This window comes from Hymenobacter ruber (assembly GCF_054783255.1).
The window spans coordinates 989,661-1,009,719 of the sequence record NZ_BAAGQX010000004.1 but is presented as its reverse complement, the minus strand read 5'-3'; the positions used below and the strand labels follow the sequence as shown (position 1 = coordinate 1,009,719).

At 59.4% G+C, this 20,059-nt stretch carries 19 protein-coding genes and 1 tRNA gene; 13 read left to right on the top strand and 7 right to left on the bottom strand.

The genetic code is table 11. From position 1 onward, the window contains the following. The first annotated feature begins 6 nt into the window (after positions 1–6). Entirely contained in the window at positions 7–2,142 is a 2,136-nt protein-coding gene (locus ACYVM5_RS15045) for a hypothetical protein (RefSeq protein ID WP_460618931.1), read from the top strand. 114 nt (positions 2,143–2,256) lie between these two features. Here the strand turns inward: ACYVM5_RS15045 and ACYVM5_RS15040 are convergent, their stop codons facing one another. After that, on the bottom strand, positions 2,257–2,676 hold the full coding sequence (locus ACYVM5_RS15040; RefSeq protein WP_460618930.1) for a hypothetical protein: 420 nt from the start codon (positions 2,674–2,676) through the stop codon (positions 2,257–2,259). 267 nt (positions 2,677–2,943) lie between these two features. On the opposite strand from ACYVM5_RS15040, the gene ACYVM5_RS15035 reads away from it, so the two are divergent. Next, positions 2,944–3,210: a hypothetical protein gene (locus ACYVM5_RS15035; protein WP_460618929.1), complete on the top strand. Its 267-nt coding sequence runs from the start codon at positions 2,944–2,946 to the stop codon at positions 3,208–3,210. Positions 3,211–3,362: 152 nt separating this feature from the next. Here the strand turns inward: ACYVM5_RS15035 and ACYVM5_RS15030 are convergent, their stop codons facing one another. Next, complete coding sequence (locus ACYVM5_RS15030; protein WP_460618928.1) at positions 3,363–3,596, bottom strand: hypothetical protein; 234 nt, start codon at positions 3,594–3,596, stop codon at positions 3,363–3,365. Positions 3,597–3,814: 218 nt separating this feature from the next. Continuing rightward, the gene (locus ACYVM5_RS15025) at positions 3,815–5,347 is read right to left on the bottom strand and encodes a hypothetical protein (RefSeq protein WP_460618927.1); all 1,533 of its coding nucleotides are present in this window, start codon (positions 5,345–5,347) and stop codon (positions 3,815–3,817) included. A 231-nt stretch (positions 5,348–5,578) separates the two neighbouring features. On the opposite strand from ACYVM5_RS15025, the gene ACYVM5_RS15020 reads away from it, so the two are divergent. Continuing rightward, entirely contained in the window at positions 5,579–7,339 is a 1,761-nt protein-coding gene (locus ACYVM5_RS15020; protein ID WP_460618926.1) for an ABC transporter substrate-binding protein, read from the top strand. Between the two features lie 1,140 nt (positions 7,340–8,479). Here the strand turns inward: ACYVM5_RS15020 and ACYVM5_RS15015 are convergent. Next, positions 8,480–8,686 (bottom strand): hypothetical protein, encoded by a 207-nt coding sequence (locus ACYVM5_RS15015; RefSeq protein WP_460618925.1) that lies wholly within the window; start codon positions 8,684–8,686, stop codon positions 8,480–8,482. A gap of 369 nt (positions 8,687–9,055) precedes the next feature. Here ACYVM5_RS15015 and ACYVM5_RS15010 point away from each other — a divergent pair, with 369 nt between their 5' ends. Continuing rightward, positions 9,056–10,591 (top strand): hypothetical protein, encoded by a 1,536-nt coding sequence (locus ACYVM5_RS15010; RefSeq protein WP_460618924.1) that lies wholly within the window; start codon positions 9,056–9,058, stop codon positions 10,589–10,591. A 204-nt stretch (positions 10,592–10,795) separates the two neighbouring features. Here ACYVM5_RS15010 and ACYVM5_RS15005 read toward each other — a convergent pair. Then, a tRNA-Ile gene (locus tag ACYVM5_RS15005) sits at positions 10,796–10,869 on the bottom strand. A gap of 98 nt (positions 10,870–10,967) precedes the next feature. Here ACYVM5_RS15005 and ACYVM5_RS15000 point away from each other — a divergent pair. The 9 genes from ACYVM5_RS15000 (at position 10,968) to ACYVM5_RS14960 (ending at position 18,407) form a co-directional block, all read left to right on the top strand. Continuing rightward, positions 10,968–11,627 (top strand): HAD family hydrolase, encoded by a 660-nt coding sequence (locus ACYVM5_RS15000; protein WP_460618923.1) that lies wholly within the window; start codon positions 10,968–10,970, stop codon positions 11,625–11,627. Next, entirely contained in the window at positions 11,614–12,846 is a 1,233-nt protein-coding gene (locus ACYVM5_RS14995; protein WP_460618922.1) for a site-2 protease family protein, read from the top strand. The genes ACYVM5_RS15000 and ACYVM5_RS14995 overlap by 14 nt, the downstream gene beginning before the upstream one ends. A gap of 195 nt (positions 12,847–13,041) precedes the next feature. Continuing rightward, entirely contained in the window at positions 13,042–13,680 is a 639-nt protein-coding gene (locus tag ACYVM5_RS14990; RefSeq protein WP_460618921.1) for a hypothetical protein, read from the top strand. 9 nt (positions 13,681–13,689) lie between these two features. Beyond that, positions 13,690–14,418: a TIGR04283 family arsenosugar biosynthesis glycosyltransferase gene (locus ACYVM5_RS14985; RefSeq protein ID WP_460618920.1), complete on the top strand. Its 729-nt coding sequence runs from the start codon at positions 13,690–13,692 to the stop codon at positions 14,416–14,418. Positions 14,419–14,610: 192 nt separating this feature from the next. Beyond that, positions 14,611–14,988, top strand: a complete 378-nt coding sequence (locus ACYVM5_RS14980) for a hypothetical protein (protein ID WP_460618919.1) — start codon at positions 14,611–14,613, stop codon at positions 14,986–14,988. Between the two features lie 133 nt (positions 14,989–15,121). Then, the gene (locus ACYVM5_RS14975; RefSeq protein ID WP_460618918.1) at positions 15,122–15,901 is read left to right on the top strand and encodes an MbnP family protein; all 780 of its coding nucleotides are present in this window, start codon (positions 15,122–15,124) and stop codon (positions 15,899–15,901) included. Between the two features lie 7 nt (positions 15,902–15,908). Further along, entirely contained in the window at positions 15,909–16,964 is a 1,056-nt protein-coding gene (locus ACYVM5_RS14970; protein WP_460618917.1) for a cytochrome-c peroxidase, read from the top strand. Positions 16,965–16,982: 18 nt separating this feature from the next. Beyond that, complete coding sequence (locus ACYVM5_RS14965) at positions 16,983–17,990, top strand: hypothetical protein (protein ID WP_460618916.1); 1,008 nt, start codon at positions 16,983–16,985, stop codon at positions 17,988–17,990. A gap of 66 nt (positions 17,991–18,056) precedes the next feature. Next, positions 18,057–18,407: a hypothetical protein gene (locus ACYVM5_RS14960; protein ID WP_460618915.1), complete on the top strand. Its 351-nt coding sequence runs from the start codon at positions 18,057–18,059 to the stop codon at positions 18,405–18,407. A gap of 24 nt (positions 18,408–18,431) precedes the next feature. Here the strand turns inward: ACYVM5_RS14960 and ACYVM5_RS14955 are convergent, their stop codons facing one another. Continuing rightward, complete coding sequence (locus tag ACYVM5_RS14955) at positions 18,432–18,860, bottom strand: hypothetical protein (protein WP_460618914.1); 429 nt, start codon at positions 18,858–18,860, stop codon at positions 18,432–18,434. A gap of 89 nt (positions 18,861–18,949) precedes the next feature. Further along, positions 18,950–20,029 (bottom strand): LptF/LptG family permease, encoded by a 1,080-nt coding sequence (locus ACYVM5_RS14950; RefSeq protein ID WP_460618913.1) that lies wholly within the window; start codon positions 20,027–20,029, stop codon positions 18,950–18,952. Between the last annotated feature and the right edge of the window lie 30 nt (positions 20,030–20,059).

Sequence of the window (20,059 nt, the reverse complement as noted above, 5' to 3'; positions counted from 1 at the left end):
AACCTTATGAAACTGACTTCCAAATTTTTGCTCACTATCTCATTAGCAGCTAGCAGCTTCTTGCTGGCTGCCCAGCCCATCAACCGGCAGGCCCTCGTGGAGCGCCACAAAGTGGTAATCACTAACACCGATTCGCTCAATTCGCTGTCCGTCGGCAACGGCCGGTTCGCCTTCACCACTGACATCACGGGCCTACAAACCTTCCCCCTGCACTATGAGAAGGGCATTCCGCTCGGCACCGAATCGGAATGGGGTTGGCACCGGTTTCCCAACACGCAGGGCTACAAATTTGCCCAAAGCCTGCGCGACTACCAGTTCAACGGCCGCGCCGTGAGCTACTCGGTGCAGGTGAAAACGCCCGGCAACAAAGACGCCGTGGACTACCTCCGCGCCAACCCACACCGTCTGCAGCTGGGCAACCTGGGCTTCATCATCCTGAAAAAAGACGGCCAACCGGCCAAAATCCAGGATATCAAAAGCATTCACCAGGAGCTGAACCCGTGGACGGGCGAAATCCAAAGCCATTTCACCGTAGAAGGCACGGCGGTGGATGTGGTCACGGTCGGCCACCAGACGCAGGATGCTGTGGCCGCCAAAGTCACCTCGGAGTTGCTGAAAGCCGGGCGGCTGAAAGTGGCTTTGCGCTTCCCCTACCCCACTGCCGGCTGGGCCGATATGGGCACCGATTATTCGCACGAGGCCGACCATAAATCGGCCATTGCCACGCAAGCGACAGGGCACGCCCTACTTTCTCACCAGCTTGACACCACCAAATATTTCGCGGCTTTAAGCTGGGCCCAAACGGCCACGCTGGCCCCCGGCCGGCCGCACGAATTCATCCTCACACCCGGCCGCCAAAGCATCGTGCTGGAGCTTAGCTGCCGGTTTTCTCCCCGCCAGTCCACGGCTGCCGGGTCCACCTTCGCCGCCACCCGCACCGATAGCCGCCAGCAGTGGCAGGCCTTCTGGCGCAGCGGCGGGGCCGTCGACTTCAGCGGCACCGCCGACCCGCGCGCCGCCGAGTTGGAGCGCCGCATCGTGCTCTCGCAGTACCTCACCCGCATTCACAACGCCGGCTCGCAGCCGCCGCAGGAAACCGGCCTGCTGCTCAACAGCTGGTACGGCCGCCCCCACCTCGAAATGCACTGGTGGCACGCGGCCCATTTCGCCCTCTGGGGCCGCCCCGAAATCCTGGAAAAGAGCCTCACCTGGTATGCCCGGCCCGATGTGCAGGCCGAGGCCCGCGCCATTGCCCAGCGCCAGGGCTACGCCGGCTGGCGCTGGCAGAAAATGACCGACCCATGGGGCGCCGAAGGCCCGTCGTCCGTGGGCGCGTTTCTGCTCTGGCAGCAACCCCACACTATTTATTTCGCCGAAGAAGCCTACCGCGCCCACCCCAACGCCGCCACGCTGAAACTATACCAGGAGCGGGTGCAGCAAACGGCCGATTTTATCGCCTCCTATCCTTTTTTTGAGAAGGACAAAGGCCGCTACATCCTCGGCAAGGGCGTGATTCCGGCCCAGGAACGGTTCAAGGCCGAGGACACCTTCAACCCCACGTTCGAGCTGGTGTACTGGCATTGGGCCTTGCAAACTGCCCAGAAATGGCGCGAGCGCCAGGGCCAGCCCCGCAACCCGCAGTGGGACGACGTGCTGGCCAAGCTCGCCAAACTGCCCGAAGCCAACGGCGTGTACCTGGCCGCCGAAAGCGCCCCCGATTCCTACACCAATCCCGAATACAAAACCGACCACCCCTCCGTGCTGGCCGCGCTGGGCATGATGCCTGCCACCGGCCAGCAGGACGCCGCCACCATGCGCCGCACCTTCGACCTCATCTGGAAAGACTGGAGTTGGGACAAAACTTGGGGCTGGGATTTCCCCATGACTTCGATGACGGCCACCCGCCTCGGCCTGCCCGAAAAGGCCGTAGACGCCCTCCTGATGAAGGTGCAGACCAATACTTACCTCCCCAATGGCCACAATTACCAGGAAGGCCGCCTGCCCCTCTACCTGCCCGGCAACGGCGGCCTGCTCGCGGCCGTGGCCCTCATGTGCGCTGGCTACGACGGCTGCAAAGAGGCCAACCCCGGCATCCCCAAAACCTGGAAAGTGCGCTGGGAAGGCCTGCAAAAAATGCCGTAGCGTCAGGGCTTATCCATTTATCATTGATTGGAGCCCTGCAGAAATTCGCATAGCAAATAATTTCGCTGATACTCTGTCAATTACCCGGAGCACCAATTGCGTCTGCCTACCTCGCTACGGCAGCTGCGCTAGCCAACTCGCCGCTTCGGCTTCCTCCGCAAACAGGCGGTACGTCAGGGCCCTGGCTGTGGCTTCGCCGGTGACCTGGTCGGTGGGGAGGCGGGCCAACACCTCGGCGGGCAGCAGCACGGCCCCGGAGAAGTCGTGCATGCGCGTGCTGGGCATGCTCAGCCAGCACTCGGTTACCCAGTTGGATTCTTCGGGCGTGAAGGGCGTCATGCGCCGGTGGTCGCCGATGACCTTGTGCCAGTTGCGAAGCGCCAGCACCTGCTTGGCGTGGCCGAGCAGCGTTTGCAGGTCGGCAAAATGACGCGGGCCGGAGTTGTACTCGATGATGATGTATTTGCCGACCGGTTGTTCCAGCAATTGACCGGCAGCGTTTCGAAAGTGGATGCGAAGATTACCAGGATTCATAAGGACTGCAAAGGTAATCTTAATTACAACGCCCTTCCCCAAAGCCCTGATTCAAGGCCTTCCTCCATTTGCGCGCACAGCCGGACGCCACAAGCGGGTACCAGGCACAGGAAAGCCAGGGCCAGTCTCAGGCTATTCTGGCGGGCCGTCTGGTTTCGTGGTTTGCAGTCCGGGCAGCCCAACTTTCAGGGCTTTCCACCAAAAAACCCGGAGAAATTGCACGAAAGCGAAGCCCATTTGGTTGGGCTTTTTCTATACCTTTATTTTATGGAAATAGCTAACCACACTTTTGCCGAAGCTACTTCGGCGGCCCCGTTTCTGGATTACGCCATTTGTGTAGATGCCAGCAACCGGCCGGCCAACCACGTAGGCGACTGGCCCGTGCAGGGCCAGGCCTACGCCGTGCGCGTGGTAGAGAGCCGCACCGAGGGCCTGGACCTGGTTCACGTATTGGGCTTCGAGGGCGAAGCGCCGTACTTCAACGCCTTCGCCCCGCACCGCTTCGAATTTTTTGAGCGCATGTGGCTCAATTAGAACATATTATCAGCATAGAAAGACAGCGCACCAGTCTCCGCCTGTTACCAAGCTAAATCATAAAAAAGCCCCACTGCGTTATTGCAATGGGGCTTTTTTGTGGGTCAACCGGAATCCCCCAGCGCGCTACTACCCAAGCAGGGCGTCCACCATCAGGTACCCGGCAGACGCTCGTGGCGGCTGAGGGCGACACAGCTCACGCAGCGGGGCCGGGTTTCCTCCCGGCTTCGGGGCTCGTAGTATTGCCAGTTGCCGCTGGCTTTCACTTCCTGGCCAATGGGGCAGGCATCGTTGTCATGAAACGGGTAACGCTCGGGCTCGGGGGCCAGGGCCATCAGGCCGGTGACGTGGGCAATGTGACGGAAAAAAGCAGGTACCTGGGCCATGAGCAGCGAAGCGGAAATACCCGCAAACCTACCCGGCCAATCTGTGCCGAATCTGAAGCTACGGCCCACGTACAACCCTGCCGGCAGGTAGCTAAGCCAGACAGGGTCAGAACATCGTTCAAAGATGCGCTCCGAAGTAACTGAGGCAGCACATAGCTGTCCTGGTCGGCCGGCATCGTGGCGCGCGTCTTCGGCGACTGCAGCGCCCGCTATCCGCTCTACGCCGTGGCGTCGGGCACAAGCTTGAGCACCGGTGGGGAGGTGCGCAGGTGCTCCAAAATGATACCCCAAAGCAAAGGGTAGGGAATTATTTCGACTTCCGCAAAGGCCTCCCCCGGCGGTGGGGTATTGGCCAACTGCTGCAGAAATGGCCCGGCGCGCTCCGCGCACCGGACGGGGTCAAACTGCTCGTCGGAGATGAGCTGAAGCAAGCGCAGAAACAAGCGGGTGCGTTGATTGGTCGGTTCGCGCAGGTGGCGCAGCCGGTATTTGCGCAGCGACTCCACTCGGAGCACCACCGCTTCGGCATCCTGCTCCTGCAGGAAGTAGAGCACCTGACCAATCAGAATGGCAACGTTGAGCCCGCATTTATCGCGGCTGTACTCCGGCATCATCAAAGCAAGCTTGCCTAACTCCCGGCGGCGGGTAGCACTGGGCTTGCTGGGAGGACGCACGAAGTCCAGGTAAGCGCCGAACAATTCCCAGCGCTGCTGCGCCCGCTTGTTTTGACGTTCAAAAACCGGGTTGAGATGGGCCCGCTGCACCACCCGCCGGGCCAGGTCAAATTGGCCGGCGTGCAAAGCCAGCAGGAGGCGGTGCTCCTCAAAATACATCCAGTTCACCGCCGTTGGATGGAAATGCTTTTCGGCTTCACTGGCCACCTCCAGCCCCATTTCTGGTTGCTGGGTCAGCAGGTAAGCATACATTCTCATGAATAGGTTAAAGCGGACATCAAACCGGTGCGCATTGAATTGCCCGCGGGCCAACTGGCGCTCTGCTTCCAAGGTCAGTTCGATGATGCCCTGGTAGTCGCCGGATTGCTCCAGATAAATCATTTGCATCCGGTAGTAGAGGTCGGCCGTGGCGGGAGTCTGGGCCTCGATGTGCAACTGCCGCATCTGTTCGAGGTGGAGTTTTAGCGCGGCGAGCAGGGTTGACAACCGCGCCACCGGGCCGGTGCGCGCCAACCGCACTTCGGCGTATATCGCTTCGGCTTGCTCCTCCAGCCGCCGGAGCCCTTGCAAGCGCTCCAGGTCCTTCACTACGGCCCGAAACTTCTTCACCTCCTGCATTTCGGCGTAGATGGTGCGCAGCTGTTGCGCGGCCTCAATCGCATAGGCCGTAAAGCCATCCTTCATGGCCTTGGCCATGCAGCTGGCGCACAGCCGGGCCGATAAAGCAGAAGCTCCTTCCTGGTAGAGAATCAGCCCCTTGTGCAGCAGGTCGAGGCATTCGAGCTGATACCGACGGGAAACTGAAAAGCGGGGGTCTGAATGGTCGAGAAAGTAGAGGTGGTTGAGCAGCTTGCCAAAAACGCGGGAGTGCAGCTGGCGAAAAGCGTTATCATTCTTCGCCGACGGCTGGTCGTAGAGCGTGCGAATCAACTGGTTTCGGGTAGTCTCTTTCCCTTCGACCAATGCCGATACCAACCGGTTTTCTTTGACCTTTTCGCCGGCCTCAAAGTCAAGCAGCGGCACTTGCCCCTGCCGGCGATTGATGATGATGCGGGCCAGATTGCGAGAATCTTTCATTTGCTAGCGTAGCCGATAGGCCGGAGAAAAGAGCAATGGGGACTCCCGCTCAATCAGTGAATACACGGGTAACATATACGGGCCCGAAAAGTGAAATTAAAGCTCCGCGGTCGCAAGGGCTGCTTTATCCTACCTTTACCGGGCAACCGGAAATCGCCCGGTTGTCCGGAAATGCCTGGTTTGCGATAAGCAACGGGATTTCCACCATTCTGGTACTCTCAATCCGTCCGCATGGCTCACACGCCTCGCCTCCTGCTGTTCGCTTCATTGGCCGTATCGGCCGCAGTCACCAGTAGCTGTTCTTCGCCCTCGAAGCCCCAAGCAGTTGATGCCCCCGTTCGCATTCGCTGGGCCAGAGACCCGGAATCATTCGACCCATTTATGCAGCCCAACCAGAACGCCGTCGAGGCGCAGGGCTTGCTGACCGGCGGCCTGTTGGCCGTCAACCCCGAAACCAGAAGGTACGAGCCGTTTCTGGCCGAAGCCCTGCCCATCGTAACCTACAACGGCGATTCGCTGACCCTGCTTTCTTATCGCCTGAAGCCAGCGGCCGCGTGGGATTCGGGCAAGCCCATCACAGCCGCCGACGTTGCGTTCACCCTCAAGCTCATTTTTTGCAAGGGCGTGCCCAACGAAGGGTTTCAGCTACAGGAAGCTTTCATTCGGGATATCAAATTGGACCCGAGCGACGCGCGCCGGTTCACGCTCGTATGTAAAGGCAAAGCCCCGGATTACGTGCAGGCATCGGGAGATTTTCCCGTACTCCAGGAGGCCGCCCTCGACCCGGAAGGGCGCATGAGAAAATATTCATTGGCCGAATTCCAAGGCCGGGCCAGCGCCAGTCGGCGCCCGGAGTTAGCCCAGGTTCAGCAGCTGATAGCCGCACGCTACACGACCGCCGGCCCGGCCCAGCACCCGCAGCAGTTGGGCGGGTGCGGCCCCTATTCGCTCAAGGAATGGAACCGGGACCGGCAGGCAGTTTTCACGCGCAAGAAGAATTGGTGGGGAGACAAAGCGGGCAGTTCCATCTTGTTTCAAGCCAAGGCCTCACAGCTGGAGTACGTCATCATCCCGGAAGAATCCTCGGCCGCGCTGGCGTTGCGTAGCGGGCAGCTTGACGTCTTTCCCAACGTGCCGGCCCGGGTATTTGAGCGCCTGAAAAACTCAGCGACGGCGCAGCAAAAACTGGCTTTTTACACCTCGCCAACCTACGAAGTAATGACGGCTGGTTTCAACACCAGTCGGCCGGCCCTGCATGACGCGGCCACGCGGCAGGCCCTGAGTCGGCTTTTCGATGCGGAACAACTGCGCCAGGCCAGCCAACTGGGCAAAGGCTTCCGCACCGTAGGCATCATCAGCCCGCAGGAGAAAGGCAAATACAACGACAGCCTAACACTGCTGCCTTACAGTCCGAGCGCGGCCGCCGAACTACTAATGAAGGCCGGGTGGCGCCGTGGGCCGTCCGGGTGGCGTCGGCAGCCGGGGAAAAGCCCCGCCCAGCAGCTAAGCCTGCAGCTGCGCTACCGGGCTGGGGATACCAATTACGAACTCGTAGCCCTGCAATTTGCCAGCGCGGCGAAATCCCTGGGCATACCTGTCACCCTGGCCTCCACCGAGTCCGGCGTGTTGCGCGGGCTGCTGCAAACCGGCGACTTCGATATGTATGTGCAGAGCATCAAGGGCAACCCGTTCCTGTTCAACTTTTTGCCCATACTCGGTACCCCGGCTATCGGCGAAAGCAACCTGACTCGCTTTGCTTCGCCGACCGCAGACCAGTTGATGTTGAAAATAGCCGCCGCCGAATCATCAGCCGAGCGCGACTTGCTGCTGCGCCGGTTTCAGACCCTGATGCAGCAACAGATGCCGCTGGTGCCGTTGTACTTCGTCGCCAACCGCGTCATTGCCAGCAAAGCCGTAGCAGGAGTAAATGTCATGAGCCTAAAGCCGGGTTATGTGGCCTCGACCATTTACCACGTGGCACCGGCCAAATAGCAGTTTAAGCGGCAATACATAAAAAGGCCTGGTTACTGCACAGTAGCCAGGCCCTTTTATGCTTGTTCACCGGCTACCAAGCTGAGTCCCGTGCTTTCCCACTAGAATAGAATAGTGTATCCCAATCTGAAATGTCACAAATAACCAATTAAATGCGCATTCTATGAACATTATTTTTATTTAACACAATGATAATCAATCGTTTGATTAATAAAATCATATTTTTGCAATAACTTTATCGAAAATATTCATAATAACATCGTGGTAAATATATTCCTTTTACATAGCTTACCTGTAAGAGTATTTTTGTGGTGAAAACGTGCCCGTATATTGCAGCAGATTGCTGTGTGCCAAAACATTATCCGGACCTGTATAAACCAATCAGGTGCTCAGTATTTGATATAATAGCAAAATCACCCTTTCCGCATTTCAGCCCGTTGAGCCGCGTTGTAAACAAAGGCCCTACCCAGCCCAGTTTGACGCTACCCGTTTAACTAACAAGGCAGCTCATAATTTTCAAAAGAAAGGCCCAACGCATGCGTTGGGCCTTTCTTTTGAACGCAAGTACAGACATCCTGGCAAGGCAATATGCCTACACACAAAAAAGGCCGCTGCATTTCTGCAACGGCCTTCTAAGTAGCAGGCTTAGCCTAGAGGTGTCTACCCCACCTGTTCAGCTAAACTGTGCGGCACGAGAAGGTCCTTCCTTTCCACATTTCCAGCCCGTGCGGGGTACTTATGGGTCAAAGGTAATAAAGCGGTGATAATTAACACCAGCTGCATTAGACCGATAGGCATATTTACTCGCCTAGTGCATTTAACTGAACGACGAATGCCGCTTCTACTGAGTGTGAGCTTTCCAACTCAGTAAAACTTTCTATGGAAATTGCTAGGCAGCAACTATTTGCTTCCCACTGCCGGCCGTAATGATAGCACGCCGCTAGCCGATATGGCGGGCTTCTGCCCCATCTTCTGGGCCATCCGGCCTCTCTGGGCGCTCAGGCACCGCGGAGGTCTGCTCTTCGTCACGGACGTAGCGCTACTCCTGCCTGTGCTGGCCACAAACATGGTGGTCACAGCGCGGACTGTTATTCTGCTGGTTTCGGCATACACCGTGCGGCCAAGGGGCAGCAGCTTCAATTATTTGCCGATAATGTCGTTGCCCCAGCCGCCGCTGCCGACAGTCGTATCGTTGCAGGTTACATCGTTGCCCCAGCCGCCACTACCCACGGTTCCATCGGCCTCAGTTTGGGCGCAAATCGATTCGTTGGCATTCGGTTGATTCGTTGGAGCGTAACCTAATACGGTGGCTAGCTGAAACAGGGCGATTGCGAAGAAGTCGAGCATGGTCGATGAAGTGTAAGTATTTGTGTATTAACTAAGAACACAACAAAATTAGGATACCCCCCAAGACCAAAAAAGGACACTCTTAGTGTAAATCAGACAATAAATAATACAAGTAATTCTTTAATATTCTTAAGAAATAAATTAGTGTAACCCCAAATACATCAAGTATGCCAATATTTTTTTTCCGCGTTTCTACAAAATATTGTCTATTTGCGACATATAAGCCAGATTTTGGCTGTGTAATCACGATGCAAAGTTGAATAGCACCCATAAATGAAAAAAGGAAACATCCCCCCTTTTTTAGACACTGGTTTTTGTTGCTAACAAGGGTTGAATATGCTGTCTATAGCATTCTAGAGCTGTTTTTACATGAACGATATTTCCAATCTTGCGCGAATTGTGACATCGCGGGCCCTGCATTCAGTGCCGGTGCTTGACCTAAATGGCGAGCACAAAACCAAGGAATACCAGTTGGTGCAATCACTGCTTGATGCACCCGACGCTACCCAGAACCAGTTGGTTAAGGCTTTATACGGCAAGGCCTCAACGCCCAATATCCGGGCCTTGCAGAAGCTACAGTCGCGGGTACGCGGCAAACTGCTCAATCATCTTTTCTTCCTTGACCACTCCGACTCGCGCCACTTGGTCTCGCGTCGGTACCAGAGCGAATGCCTTGACTTGCTGCATAAAATCAGCATTCTCTTTGCCGAGGGCGAATACGTGCTGACCGAGCAGCTGCTGAAGCGCTGCCTGGGCATGGCCCAAAAAGGAGAATTCACGCAATACGTTGTGCAGTGCGCTAGGATGCTGAGCACGCTTTACGCGCAGATGCGCAAGGCTCACTTGTTTGAGAAAATGGATAAGTTGCTCCAGCAGGCTCAGCACACCCAGTCCTTGGAAGACGAGGCCGAGCGCCTGCACGCCCAGACGCAACTAGCCCTGGCCAGGACGGTAAGCAGCCGGCGGGCTGTGCTGCCCCTGCTGCCGGCGCACCTGGAGAAGCTGGAAGCGCTGCACAGGCGGGCCAAAACATTCAATACCTATAACTACCTATACCGACTGCGCCTGGCCACCCACGAACTGCAGGGAAACTACGCGGAGATTATCCGCCTGACTGCGCTGGCTACCAAGCAACTGCGCGATGGCAAGCTCAACGAGCGGCGGTTTGATAAACGCTACAACCATTTCATGACCGTTTTTGCACACTTGCGCAGCCGCCAGCCTATTAAGGGATTAAAGTTGGCGCAGCTGGCGATGTCGGACTTCCATCCGTCCTCCAGTAACTGGCTGTTTTTTCAAGAAAACCACGTGCTGCTGGCCCTGCACGCCCAGAACTACGAATACGCGCAGCAGCTGTTCACGACGGTCATGAAAAACCCGGCCTTCTCCAAGCAGCGCCCGGCAGCGTTGGAACGCTGGGATTTGTACAAGGCTTACAGCGACTTCGTGCACCCCGTGCAGCGGGTGGGTCCTGCCCGGCGGGTGCAAATGGCCCGGTGGGCGCTTATGCTGCCTGAGTTCAGCCGCGACAAGAGTGGACTGAACGTTGCCATTCTGGTTCTTCAAATGCTCGTTTACATGCGTGAGCGTAATTTCGAAGAAATCATGGTGCGCCTGGAGCGCCTGCGCAAGTATCAACAGCGGCACATGGCTGGCAGCGGCATGATACGCAGTAAACTGTTCCTGCGCCTGCTGCGCATCATGGTGGACAATGGATTCAATTCAAAGAAGGCAGCCGAAGGCGGCAAGGCCGTTTTGCAACAGCTGCAAAACACCAACCCTCCCGGCGAGGCTTACGCCGAAATTGAAATCATCCCTTACGAGCACCTGTGGGCGCTCATCCTGGAAATGCTACGCGAGCAATTTCCAGTGCCGGTGGCATTCGGAACTCAGGACCGCCCATAGCCTATCCGGTTCGGATTCGGGCGCGCCTCTGAGGCGGTCGAGGAATGGCGGCAAGGTGAACTAGTTTAGCCGTACGGTTTAAAACGAATCTTTTCTGCAGCGACTACAATGCCTCGAACGGCTTTTTCCACATATTCAGATGTGTTATTTGCTGTCGGGTCACAAAAAATCCCCTTTACGTTATAGTAAAGGGGATTTTTTTCGTGGGCCCAACTGGAATCGAACCAGTGACCTACTGATTATGAGTCAGTTGCTCTAACCGATTGAGCTATAGGCCCGGTGCTGGAGGCAGTCATCTTTCACCTCAACCCTGCCGTTTCCGGCCCTCCAACGGTGCAAAAGTACGACCTTCGCGGACGGAAAAACAAGCCAGCCTATGCTTCCCCACTTATTGTTCGATTTTGGCGGCGTCATCATTGACATTGATTACGATGCCACCCCCACGGCTATGCGCCGGCTGAGCCGTGCCGGCAGCACCATCCAGTTTTCGCAGGCCAGCCAGGCCGAGCTATTCGACCGGTTCGAAACCGGCCACCTCTCCCCCGCCGAGTTTCGGGCCGGGCTGCGGGCGGCCTATGACCTCGACGCCACCGATGCCGAATTGGACGCCGCCTGGCACGCCATGCTGCTCGACGTGCCCACCGAGCGCCTGGCCCTCATTGGCGAGCTGCGCCGGCAGGGCTACCAAACAGCCCTGCTCAGCAACACCAACTCGCTGCACATTGCCGAAATCAACCAGCGCCTCGCCACCAAATACGGCTTCAAAAACGGCATTGCCGACGTGCTCGACCGCGTGTTCTACTCGCAGGAAGTGGGCCTGCGCAAGCCGGGCGAGGAAATATTCCATCACGCGCTGCGCGAAATGAACTGGCGGCCCGAAGACGTGTTGTTCATCGAAGACAGCCCGCAGCACATCGCCACGGCCCGCCGCCTGGGGCTGCGCGTGCTGCACCTGGCCCCGCCGCTCACCCTCACCACTGCCCTGCCCGAAGCCCTCCGTGCCTTTCCCCGAGAATACCCCGTTGCCCATTCCTGAACCTGATTTCGCGGGCTTTCCAGCCGATGTGGCTACGGATGCGCCCACCCGCCTGGCGCGGGCCCGGGCACTGTTCCGGCGGTTCGAGCGGCCGGAACCATCGCCGGGGCGCACCGCGGCGCTGCACATTGGGCTGTTTCTGATAACGCTTGTTACGACCACGCTGGCTGGCATTCAGCTCACGCGCGGCGCGGTCGATTTTCTGCCGCTTGATGTATTTCTGTTGCGCGGGCCGGCCTTATGGGCGGAAGTGCAGCGCGGGCTGTGGTTTGCGCTGCCGTTTCTGGGGGTGCTCACAGTGCACGAGTTCGGGCATTATTTCACGGCGCGCTACAACCGGGTGCGGAGCTCGCTGCCCTATTACATCCCGTTTCCGATGGGGCTGGGCACGTTCGGGGCCATCATTCGCATTCGGGAGCGGATTTTTTCGCGGCGCGAGTTTTTTGATATCGGGCTGGCCGGGCCGCTGGCGGGCTTCCTGGTGGCGGTGCCGCTGCTGATTTACGGCTTCACGCACCTGCCGCCGCTGGAGTACCTGTATGCCATTCACCCAGACTACGCTCAGTATGGAGCCGGTTATCCGCAGCACGTTTATGGGGCCACGGAGTTGGCAAACGGCCTGACCTTGGCGCGCCCGCTGCTCTATCAGTTTCTGGAAAAAACCTTTGCTAACCCTACCCGCCTACCCCACCCGCTGGAGCTGATGCACTACCCCGTGCTACTGGCCGGGTCGCTCAGCTTGTTTTTTACGGCACTAAACCTGCTGCCGATGGGCCAGCTCGACGGTGGGCACATCCTGTACGGGCTGCTGGGGCCGCGGCGCTTCAACCGCATGGTGCCGGTGCTGTTCACAGGCTTCATTTTCTATGCCGGGCTGGGGTTGTTTTCATTGCACGACGACTGGCAGACCTGGCTCTATGGCGGGCCGGTGTACGCGGGGTATCTGGCGCTTATATTCTGGCGGGTATTGCCCCGGCCGCGCCAGGGGCTGCTGCTGGCGGCGGGCATCTGGGCGGCGCAGCTGGCGGGGGCCGCGCTGCTGCCGGGCGTGGTGGGCAACCCGGGCTGGCTGGTGTTTGGGCTGCTGCTGGGGCGGTTCACGGGCATCTACCACCCGCCGGCTCCCGATGAGCGCGCCCTCAGCCCCGGCCGGCAACTGCTGGGCTGGCTGATGGTGGTTATTTTTGTGCTTTGCTTTACGCCGAGTCCGTTTGGGTAAGGCGAATACAGGCGTTTTCAGCAGGCGTTTATCATCCTGAGCGTAGCGAAGGACCTTTTCATGACGGAGCTGCTTGAATTACTGCGAACTGTTCCTCGGCGATAAGGTCCTTCGCTGTGCTCAGGATGACAAACAACTTCACCGCTCCCTTTGCCCTTATCTCCTCCCTTCTACCAATCCCCACGTCTCTCCTGAATGATTTTTAGCCAAAAACAGCTTTTTTTGGGTACTACGCACCTTGAATTGCGGGCCGAAAGCCTCTACGTGTGCAAGCGCAACCCTCAGGGCGTGCCCACCCTCGAAACCGAGGTGCCCTACGAAGAAATTCTGCCTATTAAATCCGGCGAGCATCGCCATATTCCCACCAACCAGCTGCTGCTCACGGGGCTGCTGCTGGCGTTTCTGGGCTACGGCCCGTGGCGTGAGTGGCTGGCCACCGGGCACGCCGACATAGCGCTGTATTCGTGGTGGCTGGTTTTTGGGTTGAATGCGCTGGCCAGCTGGCTGCGCTTCGAGCAGCAGTGGTGCACGTTCCGGCTGCGCACGGCGCATTTGGCCGTCACGCTGGCCGGTCGGCCCTGGCAGCGCAAGCAGTTCCGGGCGCTGGTGACGGAGCTGGAGCGCCGCACCAAAACCTACCTGCGCGACGAATACGGCCAGGTAAATCCGCTGGGCTTCATCGAGCCGCAGCTGCGCCGCGTGGCCTGGCTGCACGAACTGGAAGTCCTGAGCGCCCCCGAAGCCCAGGCCCTGAGCACCCGCCTCACCGGCCGGCGCGGGGCCGCTACGCTCCGCAGCATGGGCCAGGAGCTGGAATCACCCTACCTGAACTAACCGGCCGCCATGCCGCGCCCCGCCCTTGCTGCCGCGCTGGTGAGCATTGTCATCCCCACTTACAACGAGGCGGAAGGCATTGCGGCGCTGCTACACCACCTACGCCAGGCGGGCGCGGCCACCGATGCGGCCGTGGAAATCATTGTGGCCGACAGCCCCGGCACCGATGCCACCGCCGCGCTGGCCCGGCAGGCCGGGGCGCGCGTGGTGGCCTGCCCGCGCAAGGGCCGCGCCGCCCAGCTCAACCACGGAGCGCGGCAGGCCACGGGCAGCATTCTGTATTTTCTGCACGCCGATTCGTTGCCGCCGGAGGGCTTTCTGGCCGATATCCGGCGTGCGGTGGCGGCGGGCTATGGTTGTGGCTGCTTCCGGCTGGCATTTGATATGCCACACTGGTTTTTGCGGGCGCACGCCTGGTTCACGCGCTTCGATGTGGCCCTGGCGCGCTTTGGCGACCAGAGCCTGTTTGTGCAGCGGACAGTTTTTGAGCAGGCCGGCGGCTATCGCGAGGACTTGCTCATATTAGAAGACCAGGAAATTACGCGGCGGCTCCGGCGACTTACGCGGCTGCGGGTGTTGCCCGGCCCCATCATCACCTCGGCCCGCAAGTACCGCGCAAATGGTGTTTTCCGGCTTCAGGCGGCTTTTTATTTGCTCACGGGGCTGTACTATCTGGGCGTGGGCCAGCCCACCTTGCTGCGGATATACCGGGCCATCATCCGGCAGGACAAACTGTAGCCCCGGCGCTGGAACCGGCCGCGCAAAGCAACGGTTGGCCATTCGAGCCCGAGTAACCCAGCAACGAACATTTGCGGACGACTTTCGCCCCCTCCGCTGCAATCCAGCATTGCCCCCACTGCCGTTTCTGCCGTCAGGGATGGCACAAATCATGGCCGACTGGCCTATCTTTGCCCTAGTAGCTTCCGCATTATGCACCGCATTCTGGCTTTTTTCCTCGTCGCACTTATGCTGCTCCAAACGTTGGGGCAGGAGGTGCTGGTCGTGGATTATCAGCTGAATAAGGCCCGCATCACGGAGCTATACTGCGTGAACAAGGCCCGGCCAATGCTGCACTGCAACGGCAAATGCCACCTGGCCCAGCAACTGCGCAAAGCCGAGGGCGGCGACAAAAAAGCCCCCGACCTGCTGGCCAAGGTGAAGTACGAGGTGCTGCCGATGGCCGCCTTGCTGCTGCCCCAACCGCAGCGCTGGCCAGCCGCCGTCCGGCCCTACGCCCGCCCGGCAATGGTGCATTACACGGCCGTGCCCGGCCGGGGCGTATTCCGCCCGCCCCTCCTATCCGCCTGATTGTGGCTTTCGGGCTTTCTGCGGAGCAGGAGGCCGGCCAATTTGCTGGCTCTGCCGAACTTTCGGCGAGCCAACTGTGCGCGCACGCGCTGTTTTTCAATCAGTTGTTGATTTCCCCTTCCCCGCTTTTCCAATGAAACGCTTTTCTATTTCCGCCCTTTCCTGCACGTTCGCCCTCGCCATGCTTGCCCTCGCGGGCTGCAAAAAAGACGTGGTAGTGGCCGAGCCGCCCACGGTTTCTCTCGAATTTGAGCAGACTGTGGGGGCCGACCCGCTGGTGCTGGACACTAAAACCTACAATACCCTGGCCGGCGACCAGTTCACGGTCAGTACCTTCCGGCAGTACATCTCCAACATCGTCTTCACCAAAACCGACGGCTCGACCTACGCTGTGCCCGACAGCTACTACCTGCTGGACGCCGCCAAGCCCGACAACCAGCACATCACGCTCACCGGCGTACCAGAAGGCGACTACAAGGGCCTGACCTTCACCATCGGGGTTGACAGCCTGCACAACGTTTCGGGGGCCCAGAAGGGCGCGCTCGACCCCAATAACAAGATGTTCTGGACCTGGAATTCGGGTTATATTTTCACTAAGCTGGAAGGCTCCTCGCCGCAGTCCCGCACCACGGCCCTTACCTTCCACGTCGGGGGATTCCAGAAGCCGTACAATGCCGTCCGCACGGTTTCGCCGGCCTTCCCGGCTGGCACTACTTTGCTGGTGCGGGCAGGTCACGAGCCCGAAATTCACCTGAATCAAGACCTGCAGAAGATGTTCAGCGGGCCGAACACCATTCGCTTCGGTGGCACTGGTTCGATGATTGAGATTATGTCGGCGGGCCCCAACGCCGTGATGATGGCCGATAACTACGCGGCCGGCATGTTCTCCGTCGAGCACATTCACGCCAACTAACCCGGCCATGCGCCGCGCATTAGTTGCCTCGCTGGCCTGCGGGCTGGCGGGGCTGCTCCTGGCGGGTTGCGGCCTCAGCGATGTAGTGGCACCGGATTCTTCGGTGCCCGGCACCGTTCTCCCGGCCAATTTCCCCACCCCCGTGTACGCCCTCGATGCCAACCCGCCCACGTCGGCGGCATTTGCGCTGGGCCGCAGCTTGTTCTACGATGCACGGCTTTCGCGCGACGGCTCGGTGTCGTGCGGCAGCTGCCACCAGCAGTTTGTGGCGTTTGCCAACGCCGACCACCGCCTGAGCCACGGCGTGAACAACCGCCTGGGCACGCGCAACGCCCCGGCTCTGCAAAACCTGCGTTGGAAGCCGGATTTTTTCTGGGATGGCGGGCCGAAAAATCTGGAAACCTTGCCCCTGGCCCCGCTCACCAACCCGCTGGAAATGGACGAGACGCTGGACCACGTGCTGGCCAAGCTCAACGCCGACGCCAATTATCGCGGCCGTTTCGCGGCCGTGTATGGCCCGGGGCCCATCGATTCGTACCAGTTTCTGCGGGCGCTGGCGCAGTTCACGGCCTCGCTCACCTCGGCCAATTCGCGCTACGATAAGGTGGTGCGGGGCGAAGGCAACGCCGTACTTACGGCCAGCGAAGGGCGCGGCCGGGTGCTGGTGGCGCAGAAATGTGCCAGCTGCCACGCCACCGATTTATTCACCGACGAGTCGTTCCGCAACAACGGCTTGAGCAGCAGCTTCGGAGCCGATTCGGGGCGGGCGCACATCACCGGCCGGGCCACCGACGTGGGCCGCTTCAAGGTGCCGAGCCTGCGCAACGTGGCCCTCACGGCTCCTTACATGCACGACGGCCGCTTCTCCACCCTGGCGCAGGTGCTGGCCCATTATGACCACGGCGTGCAGGCTTCGCCCACGCTTGATGCCGCGCTGCGGCCGGCCGGCGCACCGCTGGGCATTCCCCTCACGGCCACTGAGCAGGCCGACATCATCGCCTTTCTGAATACGCTTACCGACGACTCGTTTAGCCACGATGCGCGGCTGGCCGAACAGCGCTAGGCTTCAGCATTTACTTCCATGACCATCAAGAAATTTATTCTCATTGCCTTGCTAATGAGCGGGCTGGCGCTGCCCGGCCGGGCCTGCGACATTTGCGGCTGCTTCATGGGCATCACGCCTTATGACAACCAAAGCAGCTTCAGCCTGATGCACCGCTACCGCATCTTCAACGGCTACCAGGCGCTGGGGCAGTCGGCGCAGTTTTTCCCGGCCGGGGCGCGGCCGTTTTTTCCCTCGCCGCTGAACGGCGACAACGGCTACGCGCACTCGCACCACGGCGACCCGACCGACTTCGAGGCCTTCCGGGTGATTGAGCTGCGGGGCAAATACTTCCTCTCGCAGCGCGTGGAGCTGAACGCCTTCGTACCCTACGTGATGAACACCTCGCAGATAAACGGCCGGCAGCTGAACTCGGCGGGCGTGGGCGACGTGACGGTTTTTGCCGGCTACCATCTCATCCGGGCCATTGAAACGGCGGGGGTGCAGAGCCGGCTCATCGTAGGCGGCGGCGTGAAGCTGCCCACCGGCGAATACACCCGCCAAAACGCCCAGGGCCTGCGCTACCCGCTGCTCAACCAGGTGGGCACCGGCACCACCGACGGCTTTGTGTACGCCAACTACATCGGCAGCTTCCACAGCTTTGGGCTGAGTGTGAACAGCAGCTACCGGCGCTCGACGGAAAACACGTTCAGCAACAGCCTGGCCCCGAGCACGGCCACCTACGCCAGCCTGTTTTACCGCGTGCCGCTGGGCGAAAACTGGCAGGTGTACCCGTCGGCGCAGTTTTTCTACGAGAAAACCAAGGGCGAAATGCTGGACGGCCACCTCACCGGTGAGCACGCCATGAACAATGCCCTGCTCGGGCCGGGGCTGGACGTGTACTACAAAAACTTCTCGCTCAATACCAGCTTTCAGCTGCCCATCTACACCGCCGCCACCGACCACCCGGCCAGCGCCGGCCGGATGGTGGTATCCGTCGGCTATAGCTTCAAGCAGACCAAATACCTGCTCCACGGCAAAAGCTGAGCACTAGGAACCCCGGCGTAGCTACCACGTAGGAAAACGGATTCAGCCACTTTTCCCTCTTGAGCTATGAGCATTTCCCTGAATTCGCCGGCCGTCGCTTTCGCCAAAAAGCTGATTAAAGACGGCAAAATCAAGAACGATTCCGGCCACTGGGGCCAACACAATCCCGATGCGTCGGACGAAAATGCTTTCCTCAAAAAGCATGAGATGGATGAGTACGCCACCTGGCACCTCGGCCTCGATAAGAGCAAGGGCGAAGACACCAAAGGCCGCTACAAATTCCCCTACGGCGACTTCAAAACCGTGCACCGCGATGGCCTCATTGCCGCCAAGGAGCGCGCCGCCCAACAGGGTTACGCCGACATTGAAAAAGCTGCCGATGAGCTACTGGGGCTGCTGGAAAAGGCCGCCAAATAGCGGCACCAGCGCCCGGGAGTTTTCCTAGAATACGAGGGGGTTGAGCCAGCGCATGGCGGCCCCCTCGTCTTCAAACAGGCCGATATCGAAGGGCCGGGCGGGGTCCAGGACGTAGGTCACGTATTTACTCTGGGCAGGGTCCGAAGTATAGGCTTCGGTGAGGGCCGGCGAGTTGAGCACGGCCATGCGCAGGCGGCGAGGGGCCATGCGCGCCGTGGCCTGCGGATAAAATACATGGGTGACCCAATCGCTGAGGTCGGCAGGAATTTTGTCGCGACGGCGCACATCCAGCAGCCAGTCGCTGATGCCGTGCTCTTCGGCGGCGGCCAGCATCTGGGCGTAGTCGGCCTGCACCACTTCAAATGCGGCGTGGCTGTGCCAGCGTACCACCATCACCCGCAAATCGGGACGGAAGGAAATGCTGCGGGATGGAAGCTCGATGGGTTGGGGCATGGACCAAAAGTACGCCGCCCAACCGGTCAGCGCTTTTTTCTTAGCAAACAAAAGCCCCAGCTGCCAATTCTGCCGGGGCTTTTTGCGCTCTACTTGGGCACGAAGCGGTAGAGTACCAGTCCGATGCCGGAGAAAATCAGGCTGGGCACCCAGGCCGCCATCATCGGCGAGAGCTGCCCCACCTGCGCCAGGTTGCGGCTGAACATTACAAAAAAGATGAACACAAATGCCAGCACGAAGCCCAGCGCAATTTGCCCACCCACGCCGGCCCGCGCCTTGCGGGCGCTGAGCGTGACGCCAATCAGGGCCAGGATGAGGATGGCGAAGGGATAGGCGTAACGCTCGTATTTGTCGCTCTGGTAAGTTTGGGTGTCGTTGGCCCCGCGCTCGATTTTAGTGCGAATCAGGCGGTCGAGTTCGGGCAAAGTGAGGGTTTCGGCCAGGTGGTAGTCGCTGCCGAAATCCTTGGGAAACAGGTTCAGGGTAGTGTCGCGGGCGGGCAGGGTTTGAAGGGCTTCGTCCTGCAAGCCGCGAAAGGTGCGTATCAATTGCGGCGATAAATGCCACCGGTGCCGGGTCGAATCCCAGGTGATGGCATCGGCCGTGAGGCGGCGGCGCAGCACGGTGCCGTCCACGGTTTCGAGGGCAAAGTGGAAGCCGATGTTGCTGATGTTGTCGTAGCTCTCCATGTACACGTAGTGGCGCGGCCCGATTTTGATGTGCACGTTGCGCCCCTCATAGCGCCAGGGGCTTTTCACGTAGGCGCGCTCGAACTGCACGCGGCGCTTGTTGCCCAGCGGCAGCACCCAGCCCACCACCGCAAACGTGAGCAGGCCCAGCAGCCCGGCCCCCGCGGCATACGGCACCAGCAGCCGCCGGAAGCTGACGCCCGACGCCATAATGGCCACGATTTCGGTGCGCGCCGCCAGCTGCGCCGTCACAAACACCACGGCAATGAACACGGTGATGGGCGAGAGCATATTGGCGAAATATGGGAACACATACACGTAGTAATCGAAGATGATTCGGTGCCCGGACAGGCCGTGGCGCAGGAAATCGTCGTTTTTCTCGGTGTAGTCAATCACGCAAATCACCGATACAAGGAGCACCACGGTGAAAAAAAACGCCGTGAGAAACTTGCGGATAATGTAGCGGTCAAGGATACGCACGAGCTTTAAATAAATATTCAATATATAAAA